We start from the raw sequence: 22,880 nt of genomic DNA, 5'->3' as shown, positions 1-22,880 counted from the left end.
TATAAGAATGCCAACAGATACCTATAGTAAACTTAACTTGTCACCTAATATAGACGATCCAGACACCTTTTATGCTGAGCTTATAAATATGCAGGTAGGTTTATCTGAAGAAGAAGCTCAAAGTGCCCTCAGTAAATTATTACTCATCCTTGCCAATCAAATTGGTGATGATGAGGTTTTATTAGAAGCTATTAAAACCGCTAGAGAGCATACGTTAGATCAAAAACAGTCTTAGACTAAAATACAAGCGTGTACTTCGTCACTCAGAGTTAGTAAAACTAAATTTTTGACTTTGAGTATTTTATTTAAATATATTTATAAATCATGCATCATCAATAACTAAGGATAACTATTATGAGTAAGATACCATTTGCATCATCAGCTGATTTGGGTGAAAAAACCGAAACGCTCGAAGTCCTAGCAGAAGGCGTTTATGCTTTGACCGCTGAGGGCGACCCAAACATTGGTGCTATCGAAGCTGAAGATTTCATCATTGCCTTTGAGGCACGTGCCACCCCAGTCGCGGCTAAAGAGTGGTTGGATAAACTACGTGAACACACGCAAAAACCAATTAGATATCTTGTGTTGTCACATTATCATGCGGTTCGTGTGTTAGGTGCCTCTGCTTTTGATGCTGAATCTATTATTGCTCATGAGCAAACGAAAAAGCTGATCGATGAGCGCGGTAAGCAGGACTGGGACAGCGAATTCGGTCGTATGCCGCGCTTATTTAAAGAGCCTGAGAGTATTCCTGGTCTGACGCATCCTGATATTATATTTAATGATCGCTTAGAGATTCCACTTGGCGGTGATCGCGGTAATTTGATATTGCAATATATGGGACGTGGTCATACCGCAGGCGATATCGTCGCTTGGCTACCTAAGCATAAGATTTTATTTACCGGCGATCTAGTTGAAGCTCAAGCAGCTTTATATACTGGTGATGCTTTTCATATGGACTGGGCCGCTGATACTTTAGATAATATTAAAGCTCTTGAGGCTGAGGTTTTGATTGGTGGTCGCGGCGCGGTAGTGCGCGGACGTGATGAAGTAGACGCTGCTATTGCTCAAACTCGCGGGTTTTTAGAGGGTATGATCGAAAAAGTAGGAGAGGTTCATAAGCGCGGCGGTACGGTAAAAGAAGCTTTTGAAGCCACTCATGCTCATCTAGAGCCTAAGTTTGGGGCATGGCCTATCTTTGAGCATTGCCTGCCTTTTGATGTACAGCGCCTGTGGGATGAGTTCGATGGTATTGATTGGCCGCGTATTTGGACCGATGAGCGCGACCGCGAAGTTTGGGATAAGCTGCAAGACTAGTTATCGCTAATAATTTAGCTTAATAGTCATCTACAAGCCCTTGAGATTGAGATCTCAGGGGCTTTTTTAGTTTTCTGAAGATAGATTATTTTCGTTTTGATGTTTTCGTTTGTAAGTCTTAGTTGAATAAATGGCGTTGCTCCTTATAAAGGAGTTGGTTATAAAATAACTGACTATTTGTATTGATGAAATCCCTTATTGTTTTTGTAAGATAACACTTTCAAAGCGATGGTTTAACAGTTAAAACAATAGTTTAATAATAAATCTAACGAAATTATATTTAATTTTTGACAAGGCATATTATGGCATATGATAACTTATTTGAACCCATCAAAATGGGCACTCAAACCCTAAAAAATCGCATCATTATGGCACCGCTCACGCGTTTACGTGCGGTAGAGCCAGGCGATATTCCAACAGTGCTGGCAGGTGAATATTACTCGCAGCGGGCAGCTGGTGCAGGCTTGGCTATTGCTGAAGCTACGCAAATCTCGTTTCAAGCTAAAGGCTATGCTGGCGCGCCTGGTATCCATACTAAGGATCAGACTACGGCTTGGAAAGTCATCGTTGATAACGTCCATGCCAAAGGCGGCAAAATCGTTGTTCAGCTTTGGCACACAGGGTTGGTGGCGCATGAGAGTCTACAACCTGATAGTAAGGCGCCAATCTCAGCCTCTGATGTCGATGTGGGCGTGCGCACCTCCTTACGCGATAGAGATAATCAAGTGATCCGAGTTGACGCTACTCCGCCGCGTCCAGCAACTGCTGATGAGATTAAGCAGGTAATCGCCGATTTTGCTCATGCAACTGAATGCGCAATGGAAGCAGGTTTTGATGGCGTAGAAGTACATGGCGCGCATGGGTATCTATTGCATCAATTTTGGGCTGAGCATACCAACAAGCGTGATGATGAGTACGGCGGTAGCAAAGAGAACCGCGCGCGCCTAATACTAGAAGTCGTTGATGCATGTGTAAATACTTGGGATAAGGATCACGTTGGTATTCGTCTATCACCTCAAGGTACCTTTAATGGTGTAGAGGCAGGCTACGAGGAAGACGATAATATCTGGCTAATTGAGCAGATTAATAAGCGCGATCTTATGTATTTACATCTATCTGAGCCTGACTGGGCAGGCGGTACCCCTTATAGTGATGAGTTTCGTCAGAAAATTCGCGATGCTTTTGACAATATGATCATTGCAGCAGGTGGTTATACCGCTGAAAAAGCGGAGAAAAACATCAAAGCGGGTTATATTGATGCGGTCGCTTTTGGCCGTGACTATATTGCCAATCCTGATCTGCCTGAGCGTATCCGTCAAGGCGCACCGCTTAATGATCAGCATCCAGAAACCTTTTATGGCGGCGGTGTGGAAGGTTATACCGACTATCCTTATTTAGAGCAAAAACAAGCTTAAATAAGAAAGCAGAGTGATAAAAATTTAGTTTTTAAAACTAGCCCCGATAGCGTAATGCGATCGGGGCTTTTGTTGTGCGTTGGATTGAAACCTCTTTTTAAACCACTTCCCCGCAAACAAAACCGCTCGCCCACGCCCACTGAAAATTATAACCGCCAAGCCAGCCTGTCACATCGAGCACCTCGCCAATAAAATATAGTCCCTGTTGCAATTTACTTTGCATGGCTTTCGATGATACCTCATCAGTCTTTATACCGCCGCGGGTGACCTCAGCGGTGCGATAGCCTTCGGTGCCGGAAGGTTTAAGCTGCCAGCCGTTAATAGTTTGTCCAATCTGTGTCAAACGCTCATCTTTTATATTCGCCAGCTCCGTGTCCTTAACATCTTCCCAAAGCATGGTCTGTAGCGTAGCGAGCAGCTTTTTGGGCAAAGCGTTATTGGTATTCTCTGTGAGCACGGTACGAATCAGTTGTTTAGGATGCATCTTTTTATGCGTAAGCAGCAGCTCAGTGATATCCGTTTCGGGCAAGAGATTAATTTCAATGGTTTCGCCTATATGCCAATAATTAGACAGCTGAAGCATGGCAGGACCAGATAGGCCGCGATGGGTGAATAGTAGCGGCAACTTAAACGAGGTGCGCGTATTGCTAGCAACGACCGGCAAGCTAATACCCGCCAAGGCTTTTAGTAATTCCCCGGTTTTATCAGTAAAGGTGAAAGGAACTAGGCTTGGATCAGTAGGGGTAAGCGTATGTCCAAACTGTTGCGCCAGCTCATAACCAAGACCGCTTGCACCCATAGTGGGAATGGATAAGCCGCCAGTGGCAACGACCAAGGATGCACAACTATAAAGGGTCGGCGCGGTCTTTATAGCACTGTCTAGCTCTTTCTTACCCAGCTTTTTAGTAGTGGCTACTTTAAAGCGTTTATGCTCGTCGCCTTCATTAATCGTCACGTTATCGATTTGCGTATTGATCCGTACTTGCACCCCGACAGCTGCGCATTCATCGAGTAGCATAGCGACGATATCTTTGGCAGAGTCATCACAAAATAGCTGGCCGTGCTCGCGTTCATGATAGGCAATCTTGTGTTTTTCTACCATGGCGATAAATTCCCAACTGGGATAACGGCTCAGCGCTGATTTACAAAAGTGCTGATTATCACCAATGAAATGCTCAGGCTCCACGAAGTAATTGGTAAAGTTGCAGCGTCCGCCACCTGACATAAGGATCTTTTTGCCAACTTTATTGGCATGGTCGAGCACCAATACGCGCCGACCACGGCGACCTGCGGTCAGTGCACAATACAGTCCTGACGCGCCTGCACCGATAATGATGACATCATAGTGAGTAGCATTGTTGTCCATGAGATATCCGGTTATAAGGGGTGGCTTATTATAAAAGATATTACCAATAAAAGGGCTGATAGCAGCGCTCATTCATAAGATATAAGGGGTTTTTATGCTTATCAATAGCCGCTACCTCTTAAGTATACAAGTGTGCAGCGAAATTGTTGTCATTGATGGTTGATGTCTTGCATCGGTAAGGCTTATTTGTCAAACTAGATAAGCGTCATGCATTATGGAAGATAACTCTTGAACCGTTATAAGTTCTTATTATTGATAAATATCATTGAAGATAATTTATATCGGTCATAATAACTAAAAAGGAAGCTCTCATGACTCAAAAATCATTCCCCATTACTGCTGAGTTTATCGCCGCTGCTAACACCACAGCTGAGCAATATATCAACGACTATAACAGATCTATTGAATCTCCAGAAGCTACTGATGCTTTTTGGGCTGAGCGCGCTGAATGGATCGACTGGATCAAAAAGCCGACCAAGATCAGTGATGTTAGCTACGATTTAGATGATTTTCATATCAAATGGTTTGAAGACGGTGAGCTCAATATCTCAGTTAATTGTCTAGATCGTCATCTTAAAGACAACCCCTATAAGCCTGCCATTATTTGGGAGGGCGATCATCCCTCACTGCATAAGATTATCTCATTCAAAGAGCTGCACGCCGATGTATGCCGCCTTGGTAACGCCATGCGTAAGCTTGGCATCAAAAAGGGCGACCGTGTCACGCTGTATATGCCGATGATACCTGAGGCGATGATCGCTATGCTGGCCTGTACACGTATCGGTGCGGTACATTCGGTGGTGTTTGGCGGATTTTCAGCAGAGAGTCTTGGCAATCGTATTGTTGATAGTCAATCAAAGCTGGTGATTACCGCTGATGAAGGTCTGCGCGGTAATAAGCATACACCGCTTAAAGTCAATGTGGATCGCGCGCTTGACATGGATGGTACCCAAAGCGTTAAGAACGTCATCGTCGTCCACCGTACGGGCAATTCAGTGCCAATGAGCGGACGCCGAGATGTCTGGTATCATACGCTAGTAGGCGGCGAAAAAGTGCAGTGCGAGCCTGAGGTTATGAATGCAGAAGATCCCTTGTTTCTGCTTTATACGTCAGGTTCGACTGGCAAGCCTAAAGGTGTACTGCATACGACTGGTGGCTATATTACTTACGCGCTGTCAACCTTTCGCGATGTCTTTGATATTAAAGAAGATGACGTTTATTGGTGTACTGCTGATGTTGGGTGGGTTACCGGACATACTTACTCAACCTACGCCCCGCTTGCCAATGGTACAACAACGGTGATGTTTGAGGGCGTACCGGAGTACCCGACTTGGGCGCGGGTTGGTCATATCATCGATAAGCATAATATTAGCGTACTTTATACGGCTCCTACCGCTATTCGGGCTATGATGAAAGAGGGTGATGCGTTCGTTCGTGAATCGGATCGCTCAAGTTTGCGTTTACTTGGAACGGTCGGCGAACCTATCAATCCTGAAGCATGGGATTGGTATTATCATGTCGTGGGTAGCAGCAGATGCCCGATCGTCGATACGTGGTGGCAGACTGAAACAGGCGGTATATTGCTAGCTCCAATTCCGGGTACGGTAGCGCTCAAACCAGGCGCTGCGATGAACCCTTTTTATGGTATAAAGCCTGTCATCATTGACGATGACGAAGTTGAGTTTGAAGGTCCTGCTGAGGGTTATCTGGTCATTAGTAACAGCTGGCCGGGACAGATGCGTACCATTTACAATGACCACGAGCGCTTTTTGGAGACTTACTTTAGTCAGTATCCAGGCTACTATTTTACCGGAGACGGTGCTCAGCGCGATGAAGACGGTCACTACTGGATCACCGGACGCGTCGATGATGTACTCAACGTCTCAGGACATCGTTTGGGCACCGCAGAGATCGAAAGCTCGGTTGTCGCCCATCCTGCAACGGCGGAGGCGGCGATCGTTGGTATGCCGCACGAGATACGCGGGGTGGGGATTGCCGCTTTTGTTATTCTAAAATCCAATGAAACCGCAAGCGAGCAGCTAAAGTCTGAGCTCAATCGGCACGTACGTAAGGAGATTGGTCCGATTGCCAACTTGGATGCCATTTACATCGTCGATGCTTTACCCAAAACCCGCTCGGGTAAAATTATGCGCCGTATACTGCGTAGCCTAGCGGCCGGACAGTATGACGGTTTGGGCGATCTATCTACCTTAGCGGACAGCTCGGTCATCGATAAACTTATTGAAGTAGTCAAAGCTGAGCGCCGAGTTTGGTAAAAGGTTTAAAGAAGGGTTTTAACTAAGTCATGTTGTTATAGGCAGCATGACTTTTTATCATTAACAAAGCGCTGTAAATAAACCCGCTAAATTTTTTGACATCCATACATAATCTATAAGGTCTATGTCATTATGACTGCTAACGCTTCATCTGCTCAAAGCACCACCAATCAAGCCACTGCTAAAACCGCTGCTCCTAAAATAGCGATTATCGGTGGCGGATTGACCGGTTTATTTACCGCAGCCCTATTAGAAAAACAATGGGCAGAACGTGAATCTGGTCAAATCAAAGATCAATCAAAAATGCCACAAATTACTATTTTTGAGAAATCTCGTAGTGTTGGCCGTCTTGCCACACGTTATCGTAGCGCTGCGTCAGAGGACAAACAATGGCAGTGGGCATTTGGCGCGCAATTCTTTACGGCTAAAACAGAGGACTTTGCAAACTTTATCCAGCCTTGGTTGGCTAATGGCTTACTACAACCGTGGCTTGCAAAAGTCGTGGATCTAACGCCTGCTGATAGTAGCGGGCAGACGCCTGATCTCAATTTTAAAGAGCAATGGGACACCAACCATGCGCGTTATATCAGCACGCCAAAGATGACCAGCTGGGGTCGAGCGCTTGCAGATAATTTACAGTGTACAACTATTAATTTTAAAACTCGCGTTGCGCCTTTGGCTCAATATGCACAGCTTGCAGCTAACAAACCCACTGAACTGTTCGATGACAGTGGCGTCAGTTTGGGTGCTTTTGATTGGGTCATTTGTACCACGCCAAATGTTCAAGCTATGGATTTAATGGTGGATAGCGGCTTTAGTCAGCAAAACAAGATTCTTCAGCCTACCATGCTCGCTTGCTACACGCTAATGCTCGGCTGGGATGACGTTGCAAACTTACCAAAGACTTTGAGTAGCAAAGTTGGGTCGTCGTGGGATGTGGCTTATCTGTATAACTCTCCATTAGCTAAAATTTTTATTGAACATCAAAAGCCTGGCCGCAATGAGCTACTACCTAGCGTCACCATTCATGCGCGTAATAACTGGTCAGAGCAGCATGTTGATGACGATGTTGAGATAATAAAGGCGCAATTATTAGTCGCAGCAAAACAGGCGTTAAATTGGCACAAGGATACCGCGCCAAGCCAAGTTGATTGTCATCGCTGGCGTTATGCGGCAACCGTTATTGATAAAAACAATGAACCTTTAGGAATACTAGTAGATGAACAGTATCAATGGATTGTAAGCGGTGATTGGTGCGGGCAAGGTAATATCGAAAGCTGTTATCAGATGGCAGCGAAGACAGTGGAGGCAATAATGGTGACTACAAATGATTAAAGTGGTTAATAGTTGTATTCTACAGACAAAAAAAAGCCCACAGAGGAGGAAACTGTGGGCTGAGGAAAACAGGTATAGCTAAGAGCGTTGGTAACAGCTGCTTATTGTTATTCTTACTGCTACTAAATAACTACTAACTATAGATAAGACTTATATTCTGCATATTCAATATACATTCACATCTACTTACAATTCTTAGTGTACATGTGTTTTTTGCTGTATATTCATATTACCGGAATCATTAGTATTTTACTTCACTCAGTTACACGACATTACGTTTAAAGAAATACTAATACATTGTCACAATTTGAAATAATTTAGCTATATTAATGATTTCTGTGTAGTCCTTTATACACAGAGGTTACAACAATAGTAGTTATAAAAATCTATGACATGAATGGATTTTTTATTTTTCTTGAAGTAATTACCTTAAAGGTACTTAATAATTTAATTTGTGTTTTACTATTACTACCAATGCATATCGAGAGATGGCATGACGATTTACCTGAAAAATGCTAAGCTAGCAGCCATTATACTGTCTATATAAAACTGGGTTTGCCATGACCGAGAGCACACACCTGCATACGCAGCAGCCACAAAACGAAAAAAGTATTTTTAATCTGCCCAATAATCTAACCATTGCGCGTATTTTGATGATTCCATTATTTGTAGCGATTGCTTACTGGCCACCAGCCATGGGCATTGGTATGCCTGCTATTTCAGATAATGTCATCGCGCAGGTAGGGATGAGTGAATTCAGCGACAGCTTGCTGCGGCATTTATTGCTAACGGGTGTATTTATCATCGCTGCAATTACCGACTGGCTTGATGGTTATTTTGCGCGCAAGATGAACGTGATGTCCGCCTTTGGACGTTTTTTAGATCCGGTTGCTGACAAGCTAATGGTGGCGGCGGCCCTGATTATTTTAGTACAGTGGCATCCCAACATCATTATGGCGATTGCTGCCATTGTTATTATTTCACGAGAGATTGCTGTATCGGCACTGCGCGAATGGATGGCAGAGCTTGGCAACCGTACCAGTGTCGCCGTCTCTTATGTCGGCAAGCTTAAAACCACGTTTCAGATGGTCGCTATTACCGTGCTACTGCTTAATTGGGAATCGCTTGAAATGATTGGCTATATGTTGATGGTGGCGGCAGTCGTTTTAACCTTGTGGTCTATGTTTATTTATCTAAAAGCCGCTTGGCCTTATTTGAAAAAAAGTGGCTGAGATTAATAAATAATGATTAACAAATAACGATCAATAAACAACTTAAAAAAACGCCAGTTGCATAGTGCTTCTGGCGTTATTGCTATTTATGACTACTGTTGTAATTACCAGAAAAAACTATAGCTCTACTGAAAAGACCTCTCCTAAACCTTTATCAATCTCAGCATCAGTAACTGCAGCTGCGCCAATTTTAACCATGTTAGCGATAGCGTTACCATTATCCCAGTATTCAGCGCCATGTGGTACGATTTTTATAAGCTGTACTTTGGGATCTTCTTTACCTTTCTCAAAAAAAGCGTTGTACATGGGTGACCAAAGCTCATTGAGTTTTTCTTCGTCCTCAACCAACTCAGCAGTACCGGTGATGGATAAATACTGCTTATTGTCTTTACTGGTATAAGAGAGATTAACCTCTGGGTTTTTCTTCATATTATCGACAGGGTCCGATGGATTATGACCAATGAGCCAAATCTCTTTTGCCCCGATACTAGTCTCAACCGTATTCATAGGACAAGAATGCAGATGATTATCACTGGTACGAGTCGTTAGCATTGTATAGGTCACATCTTTTACCATATCCTGAATTTTATCTATTTTCTCTTGTTTGCTCATCATACCTATCCTTGTGTTAAGTCGAATTATTTTAATGGAAATTCTAAATCTAGAGTTTCTTAGTTTAAGTCTTACTTCTAGATTTTATTTACCATAGCAAAGTTTTTTAAGTCTAAGCTATAGAGCACCTGTAATAGGTTGTGAGCATTTGTAAATTGCGAGGCTATGGGCTAGCTATCAATTTAGCTATCAGAAAGTTTATCAAAGTCCATAAAAAAACGTCAGCAAATAGAGATTCACTGACGTTCAAAATAGATACTTTTATTCTAAGCTAGCGTTATAAAGATACTATTACAAAGAAACGTTGAATTGCTCACCGATGTCTTCGGCGGTTTTGCCCTCTTGTACTGCCGCTACCGCCATTTTAAACATATTAACCGTAGAGCTACCACTCAACCAGCATTCTGCACCGTGCGGTACCACTTTGATCAGTTGTACCTCTTGATCTTCTTTGCCGTGGGCAAAAAAGGAGTTGTAAACCGGTGACCACAGCTCATCTAACTTATCTTTGTTGTCTGATAGCTCAGCATTACCACTAATAGAGACGTAATTTTTTTCATCTTGCGTGGCGTAGCTCAAACCGACTTTTTTGTTATTTTGGAGGTCTTTTACTACATCTGATGTTTTATCGCCAATAAACCAAATCTCTTTAGCACCAAGGCTAGTCTCGCTAGTCGTCATCGGCCACGCGTGTAGATCGCCTTCTTTATTGACAGTTGTCATCATGGCAAACTTAACGTCTTTGATGACTTCTTGAATTTTATCGATTTTGTCTTGTTTACTCATACTCATAGTATATCCTTATGGAATTAAAATTATAGCGAATGGTCGTTGTAGTTAATCGTTTTAATTATTAGCTAGTTGTAGAATAACGACAGACGACCAAACATTTATATAGTCTGCCCGTAATGCGATGTGAGCGTTTGTAAAACATATAAGTGTTAAGTAAAGTAGACAGCGCTCTTGTGGTAAAAAGAGGGTGATTGCTATAAAACGCATTGAGTAAAAACTTGTTTTAAACAGTAGGCTCACCGATAGATAAACGATAAAGAATTTATCATACTTTGTACCTGCTTATTAGATGCCTTCTTGTTATAATGCGCAGACCCTCTATTTTGTATGGCAGTGATGCCACTCTTTGCTTATCTTCGCCTATATACCTTTGCCTATATATCAGGAATATGCCTTTATGATGACCATCGCCGGACAGACTTTTTTAACCGATTTTCAAACCCAGCAGCTCATTAATCAGTTCCAGCAAAAAACTGATCTACACGTGACTCAAATCTGTACGCAGCAGGTTTATGTGTTGTCACGTGAACTCGAAGGCGACGAGCTGAGAAAGGGTTTGGATTTATTGGGTGTTAATAAAGAGATTGAGCTAAAAAAACCAGAGCAAAACCAAATTCAAGTCACTGTGAGCCCACGCTTTGGTACCATCTCGCCGTGGGCGAGTAAAGCCACCGATATCTTTAACAACTGTGAGCTGAAGATCAATCGTATTGAGCGCGTCATTGTCTATACGCTGACGCTAGACGCTAATCTCCAAGAAAAATTACCAACGGCGGCAGAGCGTTTATTATTTGACCGCATGACCCAAAGCTTGGTTTATGATTTAAATGAAGTGAATAAACTATTTGATGATGAGCCACCAGCACCATTGAATCACATTGATGTCATAGGTGCAGGACGAGAAGCATTAGAAGCGGCGAATACTAAATTTGGCTTTGCGTTATCAAGTGACGATATTGACTATCTACTGCATGCCTACGTTAATGATTTGCAGCGCAATCCAACCGACGTTGAGCTAATGATGTTTGCCCAAGCCAACTCTGAGCATTGCCGTCATAAGATCTTTAATGCCGAGTGGACGGCTGACGGTGAAGTGCAGCCAAAATCCCTGTTTCAGATGATTAAAAATACCTATCAAGCCAGTCCGCAAGGTATCCTCTCCGCTTATAAAGACAACGCGGCGGTGATGGCAGGCGCTGAAGGGCTGCGCTATTACTCGGTTCCTGAGAATCCACAAGACAGCAACTCTGCGCATATTTATGACTTCCATCAAGAAGCTATCGATATCCTCATGAAAGTCGAAACTCATAACCATCCCACGGCGATTGCTCCTTATGCGGGCGCAGCGACGGGGGCGGGCGGTGAGATTCGTGACGAAGGCGCAACCGGTCGCGGCGGCAAACCAAAAGCCGGTCTGACGGGTTTTCACGTCTCGCATTTGCACATTCCTGAAATGCCGGAGAAGTGGGAGCAGTCGGGACAAGTCAGCACGCGGGACTATGGTACGCCGGAGCGTATGGCGACTAGCCTCGAGATTATGACGGAAGCGCCACTTGGGTCAGCTAATTTTTCTAACGAGTTTGGTCGTCCCAATCTATGCGGATATTTCCGTAGCTTCCAATTAGATATGTCAGACGCTAAAGACGGCAGTGAGATGCGCGGCTATCATAAGCCGATCATGCTGGCAGGTGGTTATGGCAATATTAAACGTAACCTAATAGAAAAAAATCCCATTCGTGAAGGCGATTTGCTTATCGTCCTTGGCGGCCCTGCGATGCAAATCGGTCTCGGCGGCGGCGCAGCGTCTTCGGTCGATAGTGGCTCGCTCGATGAAGGCTTAGACTTTGCCTCCGTGCAGCGCGATAACGCCGAGATGGAACGCCGTTGTCAAGAGGTCATTGATCGCTGCTGGGCGCTAGCTGGTAATGATATAGATAAAAGCAACAGTTCTGATGAAAACGCTTCAGACGGCAATCCTATCGTTTCCTTACACGATGTCGGTGCTGGTGGTCTATCCAATGCCATGCCAGAGCTGGTCAATGACCATGAAATGGGCGCGGTGCTCAACTTGCGTCATATTCCGTCATTAGAGGCGGGCATGTCACCAATGGCGATCTGGTCAAATGAAGCGCAAGAGCGTTATGTCTTAGCGATTCGTCCTGAAAGTAAAGATCAGTTCGATGCCATCTGCGCGCGTGAGCGTTGCCCGTATGCCATCTTAGGCACCGCTACTAAAGTACGTCAGCTTGCGGTTAATGATGAGCTACTTGGCGAGCAGCCGGTCGATATGCCGATGCAAGTTCTGCTTGGTGGTACACCAAAGATGCAGCGTAGCTTTGATGTACAAGCAAAAGAGCTGCCACCACTTGAGCTCAATAATTTTGATTTAGTGCAGTCGATTAAAGACGTGCTGCGTCATCCTACCGTCGCCAGCAAATCATTTTTGATTAGCATTGGTGACCGCTCAATCACAGGTATGGTGGTGCGCGACCAGTATGTCGGGCGCTATCAAGTGCCCGTTGCTGATTGCGCGATTACCGCTTCAGGCCTGCTTAATCTTGACGGTCAACCGATGACAGGCGAGGCGATGAGTATTGGTGAAAGAACCCCGGTGGCATTGATTGATCCCAAATCTTCCGCGCGGTTAGCCGTTGGTGAAGCGATTACCAATATCGCGGGCGCACGAATCGCCCAGTTATCAGACATCACCATGTCAGCGAACTGGATGGCAGCGTGCGGCGATGACGCGGAAGATGCGGCACTATTTGATGCTGTACATACGGTTGGTGAAGAGTTATGTCCTGCGCTCGGTATCGCCATTCCTGTGGGCAAAGACTCGTTATCGATGCGTGCCAATTGGACGGACGACGACCAAGATAAATCCGTGGTTTCGCCGATGAGTCTGGTGATCACCGCGTTTGCCCCGGTCGTCAATGTCGCTAAGACTTTAACGCCAGAGCTTATTAACGGTGATAGTGCTTTTTACCGGATTGATTTATCAAAAGGCAAACTACGCCTTGGCGGCTCTATCCTCGCACAAACCGCAAGCCAGCTTGGTAACGAATGCCCCGATCTTGACAAGCCCAGCGACCTAGTAGACTTCTTTAACTTTATTCAAGCGGGTAATGAACAAGGCATCATTAGTGCCTATCACGATATCGGTGATGGCGGCTTGCTTGCGACTATTGCAGAGATGCAATTTACCAGTCGTCAAGGCATCAAGCTATCACTCAACGATGATAATTTGCTGGGACTACTGTTTAGTGAAGAGCTGGGCTCGGTCATCCAAGTCTTACCTGAAAACGTTACAGCTTTGCTGGAGCTGGCAGAAGAATACAACGTCAGCGATATGCTGAGCCTCGTTGGTCAAAGCTGTGATGAAGACAGCCTTATTATCCAAACGCCTTTGCATCAAGGTGAGGATACTTTGCGCTTTAGCCGTTCTGAGCTGCAACAAGAGTGGAGCCAAGTCAGCTATCAAATCGCGCGCCGTCGTGATAACCCGGCTTGCGTACAGCAAGAGTATGACCTCATTAGCGATAGCACTCATAAAGGCCTTATCGCCGCGCCAAACTTTGACCTTAATCAAAAGATTGAGACGCCCTACTTAAATAGCCGCGACACGAAGCCTAAAGTCGCCATCCTCCGCGAACAAGGCGTTAACGGTCAGACTGAGATGGCAGCTGGCTTCACGCAAGCGGGTTTTGAGGCGCTCGATGTACATATGAGCGACTTGCTTGAAGGTCGTATTGATTTGCGCGACTTTGAAGGCCTCGTTACTTGCGGCGGCTTTAGCTATGGCGACGTACTCGGCGCAGGCTCAGGCTGGGCAAACTCCATCTTGTTCCATGACGAATTGCGCATGCAGTTTGTGCGCTTCTTCGCGCGTCCCAATACGTTTTCCTTAGGCGTCTGTAACGGTTGTCAGATGATGGCGCAGCTCAAAGATTTAATCCCCGGTGCAGAAAATTTCCCCCGCTTCATCGCCAACCAGTCCGCGCGTTTTGAAGCCCGTACCGTCAACGTCAAAGTCGAGCGTACCAAATCTATTCTGTTTAAAGGTATGCAAGACAGCATCCTACCTATTGCGGTGGCGCACGGTGAAGGTTTGGCAACTCTAAACACCACCGAAATTGACGGTATGGCGCGGCATGGTCAGCTCGCTATGCGTTATGTCGATAGCCAAGGTCATCCAACCGAGACTTATCCGCTTAACCCCAACGGTTCAGTTGGCGGCGTTACCGGACTGTGCAGCACTGATGGTCGCGTCACCATCATGATGCCGCACCCTGAGCGTAACCTGCGAGCCTATAATCATAGCTGGAAACCCGAGCAGTGGGATGAAGACGGCGCGTGGATGCGTATGTTCCGTAATGCGCGGGCTTGGTTGCGATAGGTTTTATTTGGTTTTTGAAGTTTGTTTTAGATAGAAAAGGTGGGCTTCGGCTCACCTTTTTTGTTTGGTTTTATGTGGAGCATTTCCCGCTTTTCGTTTATATAGTTGAATCACTATAAAACTGATACAGGGCTACTGGGATGAATTTTACGCAGCCTCTGCAACGCAGGCAGCATCCAGCCAGAAAAATTTATACCAGTAGCACTGGCAATATTAACGTATCAATTTTATTTCGAACTCACTATATCTGCCAGTCTGGGCGCGGCGGTGACACGAGCTGAGAGGTTGCTGTTGCTTCGACACAAGAGAAAATCTACGATTTTCTGTGTTAACTATCGTGGTTCAAGAAGATACATTAAAAGTTTGGTAGGGTGGATTAGCGATAGCGTAGCCCACCATTTATATGAGAAAATCCAAATGGTGGGCTACGTTTCACTGTCATTCTCTACGAGAATCTGTTAAAACTAATCTACCCTACGCGCTTTGCAAAAGATCTCGGTTTCGATAAGCCTGCGCGGCTTGGGTGTCGCCTCGCGCCGACCAGAAGGCCTTACGCGATCGTTAGCCCACCAGATCAATACCCTTAGGGAGTTCGAACATGATCCTCAAACTTAACGTCAAACTTCATTATCGGCTCCCTGCGCCGATGGACCTTTTGCTTCAGATCGAAGCCGCCGATCTTGTGGATCAGCGGGTGCGTTCGACCGAGATTTGGACATCAGACGTTGCGCATTTTTCACGGGTCGCCGCCGATGATGGCATAGGAGAGCGGATTTGGATCCGTGCCGAAGGGGATTTTAGCTGCACTTACATGGCAGAAATTGCCGTTGATCGTCCTGTCTTAGATATATCGGCAATACCTCAAACGCCACTCCATCTTTTGCCCGCAGAGACGATCAAGCATTTGATGCCGTCTCGCTATTGCCCGTCAGACCAGTTCGAAGCCTTCGTGGATGCCGATTTTGGCGATCTCGCTGGCGGCGCACGGATTGCCGCAATGCGCGATTGGATTGAGTCGGCGTTTAGCTATGTGTCCGGATCGAGCCACGCACAAACCACCGCGCTTGATAGCTTTGTCCAACGTCAGGGCGTATGCCGCGACTTCGCGCATGTTCTCGTGACCCTAGCGCGCGCATCGTCGATACCGGCCAGGTTCGCGAGTGTTTATGCGCCCGAGGTGAGACCACAGGACTTTCATGCCGTGGCCGAGGTCTATCTAGGAGGAAGCTGGCACCTCATTGATCCGACTGGCATGGCAGATGCCGACACGATGGCCCGCATCGGTGTTGGAGCTGACGCGTCCAGTGTCGCGTTCTTAACCGCGTTCGGATCCATGGAATTCGTCAACCAATCGGTATCTGTGACCAGACAAGATTAGGGTTCTGACCATAGACCATAGACATGCAAGCCTGCTTAAGACAATGACCGCCGCCATAACAGGCGACGGCAGTGGTCTCGCTCAATCGGTTACGCGCTCTTCACGTTCTTCACCCTGGGGATCAAGGTCTTTTTTCATCACTCCCAGCTCAAAATCACCTTACCGCATTGCCCACTTTCCATGATATCGAAGCCTTCTTGGAAGTCATCAATGGGCAGGCGATGGGTAATGATTGGCGACAAATCAATACCGCTAATCAGCATTTGCTCCATCTGATACCAAGTCTCCCACATCTCACGCCCATAAATCCCTTTTAAGGTTAACGCCTTAAAAATAATCTTGCTCCAATCCACCGTCGTGGTGTTGGGCAAAATGCCGAGCAGAGAGATTTTAGAGCCGTTATACATATTACTAATCATCGAATCAAAGGCCTGAGGCGAGCCTGACATCTCAAGCCCAATATCAAAGCCGTGCATGTTTAAGGCATCGATGGCATCTTCGATGGTTTCACCTTTAGCTGGATTGACGGTCATAGTCGCGCCCATTTTTTTGGCAAGATCCAAGCGATAATCACTGATATCACTCGCCACAATATTACGCGCGCCTGCAAAGCGGCAAATCGCTGTAGCCATTGAGCCGATCAGCCCCGCACCCGTAATCAGCACATCCTCACCAAGTACCGGAAAGGATAGGGCGGTATGGGTGGCATTGCCAAAGGGGTCCATAATGGCTGCCATCTCATCGCTGATACGCTCATCGAGCTTTATGGCATTGTCAGCCGGTATCACCAAATATTCAGCCATTGCGCCATCGCGATTCACGCCCACGCCTATCGTGTTTTCGCACACATGGAGCTTGCCACGGCGGCAGTTGCGACAATGCCCGCAAGCGATATGTCCCTCTCCTGTGACGCGGTCGCCCACTGCGAAATGCTGCACCCCATCACCCACTTCACTAATGATACCGACGTATTCGTGTCCGATAACCATCGGTGTTTTTATCGTTTTTTGTGACCACTCATCCCACTTATAAATGTGCAAATCCGTACCACAAATAGCGGTTTTTTTGATTTTTATTTTAATATCATTGATGCCAACCTTTGGTTCTGGCACGTCTTGCATCCAGATGCCTTTTTCGCTATGAGCTTTAACCAGTGCTTTCATACTTTTCTCCTGTTTTAGCTATCAGCAGTGTCTACTGGTGAATTATTAAATACCGTTGTGAATTATCAAATACCGCCTTAAGCAATCACTTCCATTTGCTTGGCGACTTTGATAAAAGCGGCAATACACTGGTCAAGCTGCTCCCTAGTATGAGCAGCAGAGAGCTGAACCCGAATGCGCGCCTCGTCTTTGGGCACCACAGGATAGAAGAAGCCAATCACATAAATACCCTCGTCAAGCAGCGCCTCTGCCATTTGTTGGGCGATGTTGGCATCATAAGTCATCACCGCACAAATTGCCGATTCGGTGGGCTTGATATCGAAGCCTGCATCACGCATTTGCTGAACAAAATAAGCCGTATTTTCATGCAATTTATCTTGCAGGGTATTGTCCTTCGCTAGCATCTCAAACGCTTTGATCCCGGCTGCTGCCACCACTGGAGGAATGGAGTTTGAAAACAGATACGGGCGTGAGCGTTGACGCAGCATCTCGATCATCTCTTTTTTACCCGTCGTAAAGCCGCCAATAGCACCGCCAAACGCCTTACCTAAAGTGCCCGTGATCAGCTCAATATCACCGCGCAGATCAAACAATTCAGTCACACCGCCGCCAGTCTTACCGACGACGCCTGCTGAATGACACTCGTCAATCATAATCATGGCATCATACTTTTGAGCCAACGCATAAATCTCATCCATTGGCGCCACATTACCATCCATTGAAAACACGGCATCGGTGACAATTAAGCGAAAACGCTGTGCTTGCGCTGCCTGCAATTGCGCCTCTAAATCTTGCATATCGGCATTGGCATAGCGATAGCGTACTGCCTTGCACAGGCGCACCCCATCGATGATTGAGGCGTGATTTAATGAATCAGAAATAATAGCATCCTCGCCAGTTAACAGAGGCTCAAAAGCACCGCCATTAGCATCAAAACAGGCCGCATAAAGAATGGTATCTTCGGTATTAAAAAACTTAGAAATCGTGGCCTCTAATTGCTTATGCAAATCTTGCGTACCACAAATAAAACGCACCGATGACATACCATATCCTGAGTCTTCAATGGCTTGGGTAGCCACCTTTTTAATCTCAGGGTGGTCAGACAATCCAAGGTAATTATTGGCACAGAAGTTCAGCACCTCACGACCATCGGCGATCTTGATAAGCGCATCTTGCGGGGAGGTGATAACGCGCTCGGTTTTATACAGTCCTGCCGCACGTATATCGTCGATTTCTTGCTGTAGATGGGTTTGAAAGGCTTGATACATAACAATTCCTTTTTTTAATATTACGAGTATTGGTTTAATGTAGTGATACTATCTATAACTCTGTAAGCGGTAACTTTATCATTAGCCTATCGCAATAAATAGCGGAGGGATAGAATTATTTTTGAATCTATATAGGGTTGATGAGCTTATATATAAGTGGTCAAACTGCGGGTTGGGGGTGAGGATGACGCATGGATGCGGATGCTGCGTAATGTGTGGGTTTGGTTGCGATAGGTTTTGTTTGATGTTTGTTTTAGATAACTGTTTTATATAGAAAAGGTGGGCTTAGACTCACCTTTTTTTGTTTAAAGTTTTATGGTCTAGAGTAGGTTGGCGTGGAGCTTGCAACACATAATGATTTTAGGGGAGCTATTCCTGAGAAGCGTTAAAAAATTGCACTGCAATTTTAGCTTCGCAAGTGAAAATTCCTTAAAGGGAATTTTCTGTTTCGCTTATATCCGCTACGAAATTTGCGAAAATGCAAATTCCCTTGCGCTTGGACGAAGCAGTGCTTCGTTATTTCCTCGCTCAGGGCTAGCGGCGGCATCGTGTTCTTGCAGATATTCGTCGTGGTTCGGGTTTAGAGATTAAAAGGTCGGTAGGGTGGGCGATAGCGTAACCTGAAAGCCGTAAAAACGAAGTACTGCTTCGTTAGGCTTGCAAGGAAAATCCTTTAAATAGGATTTTTTATCAGTGGCAAACTATTCTAAATGGTGGGTTACGTTTTACTGTCATTCTCTACGAGAATTCTGTAAAACTAACCCGCCCTTGTATCTCGACTAGATGATAACTTGCCTTACACGATATTCACATTAATATCGTCGTATAATTCTTTTTAATACTGTTCTGAAGATTAAGCATATAACAATGAGCCACTTAGTAAATGATAACGAAAATATATTTATTACTCTGACACCAAACTCTAAAGATGAGTTTGGTGTCATGTGTGACTTGAAGATCGAAACGGAACTAATATGTTTTGATTTTAAAAGTGTAAGTGAAAATAATAGGTATATGTCTCATGAAAACATAAACTATTTAAGCAAAGAGGTTTTAAAGCTTAAAGATCTATCTAAGTATAGAGAGGAGGATGAACTGATTACATCTATTTATCCAATCGATATGTTCTTTACGATGGATGTTTTTAAAGCAAATGACGATTTATTATTTATCGAATTAAGTATACCTATTGGTATTTATTCAAACTCTACTATATCAGGCTATAGTTTCGGTTTAGATTTTTTCGTCAACGCCGTGTCTTTAATACAGTTTTTCGAGAGCTTTATTATAAGTTGTGAGAGAGATAGTTTGTAGACTAAGTTAAGGTTGAGAAACCTAAATATTATGGTTTGGTAAAGTATTATTTACAAGCTAACCCAAGAAGTAAAAGAGGTATATAACTATGAGCAATGAATTTTATGATGATTTATCGACGTCATTGAATCAGGCATTAGCGATTGCCAAAGGGGAGGCTAAGCCTAGTCACCAGTTTAGTCATGAAGTTCCTGATATCAAGTCGATCCGTACTAAAACAGGGCTATCGCAACAGCAGTTCGCTGATAAGCTCAATATCAGTTCGCGTACGTTACAAAACTGGGAACAAGGCACTAGAAACCCGACAGGAGCGGCGATTACGCTAGTGCGTTTGTTAGATAAATAGCCTGATTTGATTGCCGAGGCTTGGTGAGTAATTTTAAGAGTCAAAACTATCACTATTATTTGAAGTTTCTACAGGAGAGTAAATGGAATGAAAAGTAACTTTAAAACCTTATTTGTGGCAGTGATGGTTGTATCGATAACAGCCTGTACTGGGAGTAATATAGAGCAAGAAAACATTGCTGTAGATGAAAACGTTACGCAAGTTGAAGCTCCTGAGTACAATATCTTAGAAGATACTGCTAAAAGTAATATTAAGCGTACCGTAGAAGTTGAATTACCTGAACGTTTAGACGAAGTAGAACTAAAAAGACTAGCAAAACATATTAAAGGTCTTTCAAATAAAGACGTAGAACGAACCTTTATAGGTTATAGAATTGCTGGTAATGACCCAAAACAAGCTTATTGGGCAACAACGCACTATAACCCAAATCTTGAAGTTAATATTATGGGTGAGAGCGCCACTAGTTATGAAAATATGAAGGGTAAAAGCTTACCAGAAGGTGAGGTTATAGGTAGTTGGATGGTCGAACGTGGTCTTGAATATAGAATGACAGCATATAATAAAGATGGACGAACCTATCTACAAAGCGCATATGGTGATGGCACTTCTTCGGATGATTTGTATGTCCTTGCGGAGACAGACAGAGGTACTAAACTTGAAGAAGAGGACAGTGGGTTTGGAGAATATTTTATTATTAATTCAGAAGGAGAATTAGAGTTTTGGAGTGATAATGGTAATTACTATACAGCCAAAAAATCTAATTTAAGGTGATGTTTCTAAACTATTTAAAAATACCTTCTCTTACTACTTAACACAGTAGGAGAAGGGTATTGTTTAATGTTAGTCTGTAGTTGCAGACGTTTGGGAACGATCGTAACAACTAAAGAAGCTTAAGTCTAGGCTTAGTATTGTCACTAATCAAATTAAATGTTATATCATCTAAAATTTGATAACCAAAATCAAGATTCTCATAAAAACTTCTACCTTCTTTTTCTAGAAGAACTTTAATTATTTTATTTAAAAGAATAGGCTTTTCACGCTCAATTGAATCAGGCTCTGATTTGGTATAACCTCGCTTACTAAACTCGATACAATTCGAACGATAAAGCCAATCAGTCAACAACTCATGTTCATGAAGGTTGTAGTTAATAGCTGCAAGTGATACCTTCCAGTACTTTTTATAACTTATCAAATTTACTAAATTTAGATTATTTGGTGCCATAGCAATAAATGCTTCTTTTGGCATTAAAAAGTTAGATGCAAATCTATCAGCTTCATGCTCTTTATCTTTCATGTTTTCAAGCACATTTTTATCATCACTATGAAGGACTAAGTGACCAAGCTCATGAGCAGCATCGAAGCGCATTCTTTCTGCTGATTTAGCTGTATTTAAAAATACTATAGGTCGCCCATCATGATAAAAAGAAAATGCATCAACTTCTTTTACTTCCAAGGGTAAACGGAATACCGCAATACCATGTGATTCAAGCAAAGCGATGATATTTTTAATCGGTAATACACCTAATTGCCAATCACCACGAAGCGTTAAAGCAGCTTTCTCAGGCTCGTTAACTAATGTATCAATATCAAAACCTTGAAAAACAGGAAGATTAGAAATCTTTTTATCGAAATATTCTAAGGTTTGAATTGCGAATTCACTATAAGCACGTGCTGAATTCCTATATTGAGCTTTTATACGGCTATATGACCGAAAGAAAATTTGCTCATCCACTACCTGTGTTTCAAAAGTGGAGTTAAAGAAATTAAAGGGTAGGTTTAATGATTCGCTTAAAGTCACTATTTTTTCAAAATCAGGTACTGAAGGTTTTTTTTCATTCAAGTAGTTTGAAATAGTAACCTCAGTACATGACAAAATTTTTGCTAAATCCTTGTTAGTTTTACCCTTTAAATCTTTTGCTATTTTTAAACGATGCTTATTAAATTCAAAGTTACTCGTCATCACTCGCATTTTTATACCCAATTTCAAACGAGTCTTCATTTACTGATTCATCAGCAAACTCACTCACATATGACTGAACATTACCTTCTGACGTAAACATTAATCGACAATCATGATCAGTTGGAAATATTTTCCCACTTTTTTTAATTTCATAGGAGGTTGGACGCGCTAGCTCACAAATTAAATTTGGATTGTCTTCTTCATAAAGACTGTGATTTCTTGAAGGATAATATAGAATCCAAGTCTCTAATTTACTAGAATTAATATTTCTGTATTTATTAATATCAATTTTATTTTTAGTTTCAATACCTTTTACACAGTTAGAGGAAATAGGTAAATCTATATTTCCCACAGCAGCATTACCCGACATTATAATGATTTGAATGTTGCTGTCAGTAATAAATAATGTTGGCTGCCCTTTATCGCGACTGTATACGACACCTTTAGGCATAAGTTGTAAAGCAATATATTCACCAACATCACCCCAGCGAGCCATACCACTACCACAGTTTAATTTGGTTTTAAGATTGAAGTTATCATCAGCTTTATTAATAGCATCAAAAAGAATTTGTGGTTCGAAGCCAAATTTTTCCTTCAATATATCTATAGCTTCGTCATTAGTTATAAGTTCGCCATCTTTGTTACGACTATCTAAATCGCTAAACATTTCATACTGAGGTGCGTGATACATATTTATTCCATCCATTATC

Annotated in this window: 18 protein-coding genes; 11 read left to right on the top strand and 7 right to left on the bottom strand. The window is 43.7% G+C overall.

Annotation, left to right across the window (positions count from 1 at the left end):
- Nucleotides 1-7 precede the first annotated feature (7 nt).
- From ACR63N_RS13585 to nemA, 3 genes are all read left to right on the top strand, one after another.
- Complete coding sequence (locus ACR63N_RS13585) at nt 8-235, top strand: DUF2783 domain-containing protein (protein WP_472782169.1); 228 nt, start codon at nt 8-10, stop codon at nt 233-235.
- 119 nt (nt 236-354) lie between these two features.
- A complete protein-coding gene (locus ACR63N_RS13580) occupies nt 355-1,317 on the top strand; it encodes an MBL fold metallo-hydrolase (RefSeq protein WP_367105822.1) in 963 nt (320 codons plus the stop codon).
- A gap of 302 nt (nt 1,318-1,619) precedes the next feature.
- Nucleotides 1,620-2,732, top strand: coding sequence for an alkene reductase (nemA, locus tag ACR63N_RS13575; protein ID WP_367110363.1), 1,113 nt, complete (start codon nt 1,620-1,622; stop codon nt 2,730-2,732).
- Nucleotides 2,733-2,829: 97 nt separating this feature from the next.
- Here nemA and ACR63N_RS13570 read toward each other — a convergent pair whose 3' ends face one another.
- Nucleotides 2,830-4,098, bottom strand: a complete 1,269-nt coding sequence (locus ACR63N_RS13570; protein ID WP_367108552.1) for a BaiN/RdsA family NAD(P)/FAD-dependent oxidoreductase — start codon at nt 4,096-4,098, stop codon at nt 2,830-2,832.
- A 311-nt stretch (nt 4,099-4,409) separates the two neighbouring features.
- Here ACR63N_RS13570 and acs point away from each other — a divergent pair, with 311 nt between their 5' ends.
- The 3 genes from acs to pgsA all read left to right on the top strand — a co-directional run bounded on the left by acs (nt 4,410) and on the right by pgsA (nt 8,941).
- Nucleotides 4,410-6,374, top strand: a complete 1,965-nt coding sequence (gene acs, locus ACR63N_RS13565) for an acetate--CoA ligase (RefSeq protein WP_367106458.1) — start codon at nt 4,410-4,412, stop codon at nt 6,372-6,374.
- A gap of 132 nt (nt 6,375-6,506) precedes the next feature.
- The gene (locus ACR63N_RS13560; protein WP_472782168.1) at nt 6,507-7,709 is read left to right on the top strand and encodes an NAD(P)/FAD-dependent oxidoreductase; all 1,203 of its coding nucleotides are present in this window, start codon (nt 6,507-6,509) and stop codon (nt 7,707-7,709) included.
- Between the two features lie 560 nt (nt 7,710-8,269).
- On the top strand, nt 8,270-8,941 hold the full coding sequence (gene pgsA / locus ACR63N_RS13555; protein WP_367110366.1) for a CDP-diacylglycerol--glycerol-3-phosphate 3-phosphatidyltransferase: 672 nt from the start codon (nt 8,270-8,272) through the stop codon (nt 8,939-8,941).
- A gap of 117 nt (nt 8,942-9,058) precedes the next feature.
- Here the strand turns inward: pgsA and ACR63N_RS13550 are convergent, their stop codons facing one another.
- Complete coding sequence (locus ACR63N_RS13550) at nt 9,059-9,556, bottom strand: pyridoxamine 5'-phosphate oxidase family protein (RefSeq protein ID WP_367105816.1); 498 nt, start codon at nt 9,554-9,556, stop codon at nt 9,059-9,061.
- A 288-nt stretch (nt 9,557-9,844) separates the two neighbouring features.
- Nucleotides 9,845-10,345 carry a pyridoxamine 5'-phosphate oxidase family protein gene (locus ACR63N_RS13545; RefSeq protein WP_367106461.1) on the bottom strand — a complete coding sequence of 167 codons (501 nt, stop codon included), beginning with the start codon at nt 10,343-10,345 and terminating at the stop codon, nt 9,845-9,847.
- 397 nt (nt 10,346-10,742) lie between these two features.
- Between ACR63N_RS13545 and purL the strand changes: the two genes are divergently transcribed.
- Nucleotides 10,743-14,741, top strand: coding sequence for a phosphoribosylformylglycinamidine synthase (gene purL, locus ACR63N_RS13540; RefSeq protein WP_472782167.1), 3,999 nt, complete (start codon nt 10,743-10,745; stop codon nt 14,739-14,741).
- Between the two features lie 598 nt (nt 14,742-15,339).
- Nucleotides 15,340-16,119 carry a transglutaminase-like domain-containing protein gene (locus ACR63N_RS13535; protein ID WP_367110368.1) on the top strand — a complete coding sequence of 260 codons (780 nt, stop codon included), beginning with the start codon at nt 15,340-15,342 and terminating at the stop codon, nt 16,117-16,119.
- Nucleotides 16,120-16,256: 137 nt separating this feature from the next.
- Here ACR63N_RS13535 and tdh read toward each other — a convergent pair whose 3' ends face one another.
- Nucleotides 16,257-17,282 carry an L-threonine 3-dehydrogenase gene (gene tdh, locus ACR63N_RS13530; protein ID WP_472782166.1) on the bottom strand — a complete coding sequence of 342 codons (1,026 nt, stop codon included), beginning with the start codon at nt 17,280-17,282 and terminating at the stop codon, nt 16,257-16,259.
- Between the two features lie 77 nt (nt 17,283-17,359).
- The gene (kbl, locus tag ACR63N_RS13525) at nt 17,360-18,550 is read right to left on the bottom strand and encodes a glycine C-acetyltransferase (RefSeq protein ID WP_472782165.1); all 1,191 of its coding nucleotides are present in this window, start codon (nt 18,548-18,550) and stop codon (nt 17,360-17,362) included.
- 867 nt (nt 18,551-19,417) lie between these two features.
- On the opposite strand from kbl, the gene ACR63N_RS13520 reads away from it, so the two are divergent.
- The 3 genes from ACR63N_RS13520 to ACR63N_RS13510 all read left to right on the top strand — a co-directional run bounded on the left by ACR63N_RS13520 (nt 19,418) and on the right by ACR63N_RS13510 (nt 20,981).
- The gene (locus tag ACR63N_RS13520; protein WP_367110371.1) at nt 19,418-19,864 is read left to right on the top strand and encodes a hypothetical protein; all 447 of its coding nucleotides are present in this window, start codon (nt 19,418-19,420) and stop codon (nt 19,862-19,864) included.
- Nucleotides 19,865-19,952: 88 nt separating this feature from the next.
- Nucleotides 19,953-20,210 (top strand): NadS family protein, encoded by a 258-nt coding sequence (gene nadS / locus ACR63N_RS13515; RefSeq protein WP_367110372.1) that lies wholly within the window; start codon nt 19,953-19,955, stop codon nt 20,208-20,210.
- Between the two features lie 87 nt (nt 20,211-20,297).
- Nucleotides 20,298-20,981, top strand: coding sequence for a hypothetical protein (locus tag ACR63N_RS13510; protein ID WP_367110373.1), 684 nt, complete (start codon nt 20,298-20,300; stop codon nt 20,979-20,981).
- Nucleotides 20,982-21,090: 109 nt separating this feature from the next.
- On the opposite strand, the gene ACR63N_RS13505 is transcribed toward ACR63N_RS13510, so the two are convergent.
- Both ACR63N_RS13505 and ACR63N_RS13500 read right to left on the bottom strand, forming a co-directional pair.
- The gene (locus ACR63N_RS13505; protein ID WP_472782164.1) at nt 21,091-22,209 is read right to left on the bottom strand and encodes an XRE family transcriptional regulator; all 1,119 of its coding nucleotides are present in this window, start codon (nt 22,207-22,209) and stop codon (nt 21,091-21,093) included.
- A complete protein-coding gene (locus ACR63N_RS13500; RefSeq protein WP_472782163.1) occupies nt 22,160-22,861 on the bottom strand; it encodes a hypothetical protein in 702 nt (233 codons plus the stop codon). Before ACR63N_RS13500 ends, ACR63N_RS13505 begins: the two co-directional genes overlap by 50 nt.
- Between the last annotated feature and the right edge of the window lie 19 nt (nt 22,862-22,880).

The sequence above is a fragment of the Psychrobacter sp. M4 genome, from assembly GCF_055699795.1.
Note: the sequence above shows the minus strand (reverse complement) of the source record. Positions and strands in the feature narration are given on the sequence as shown.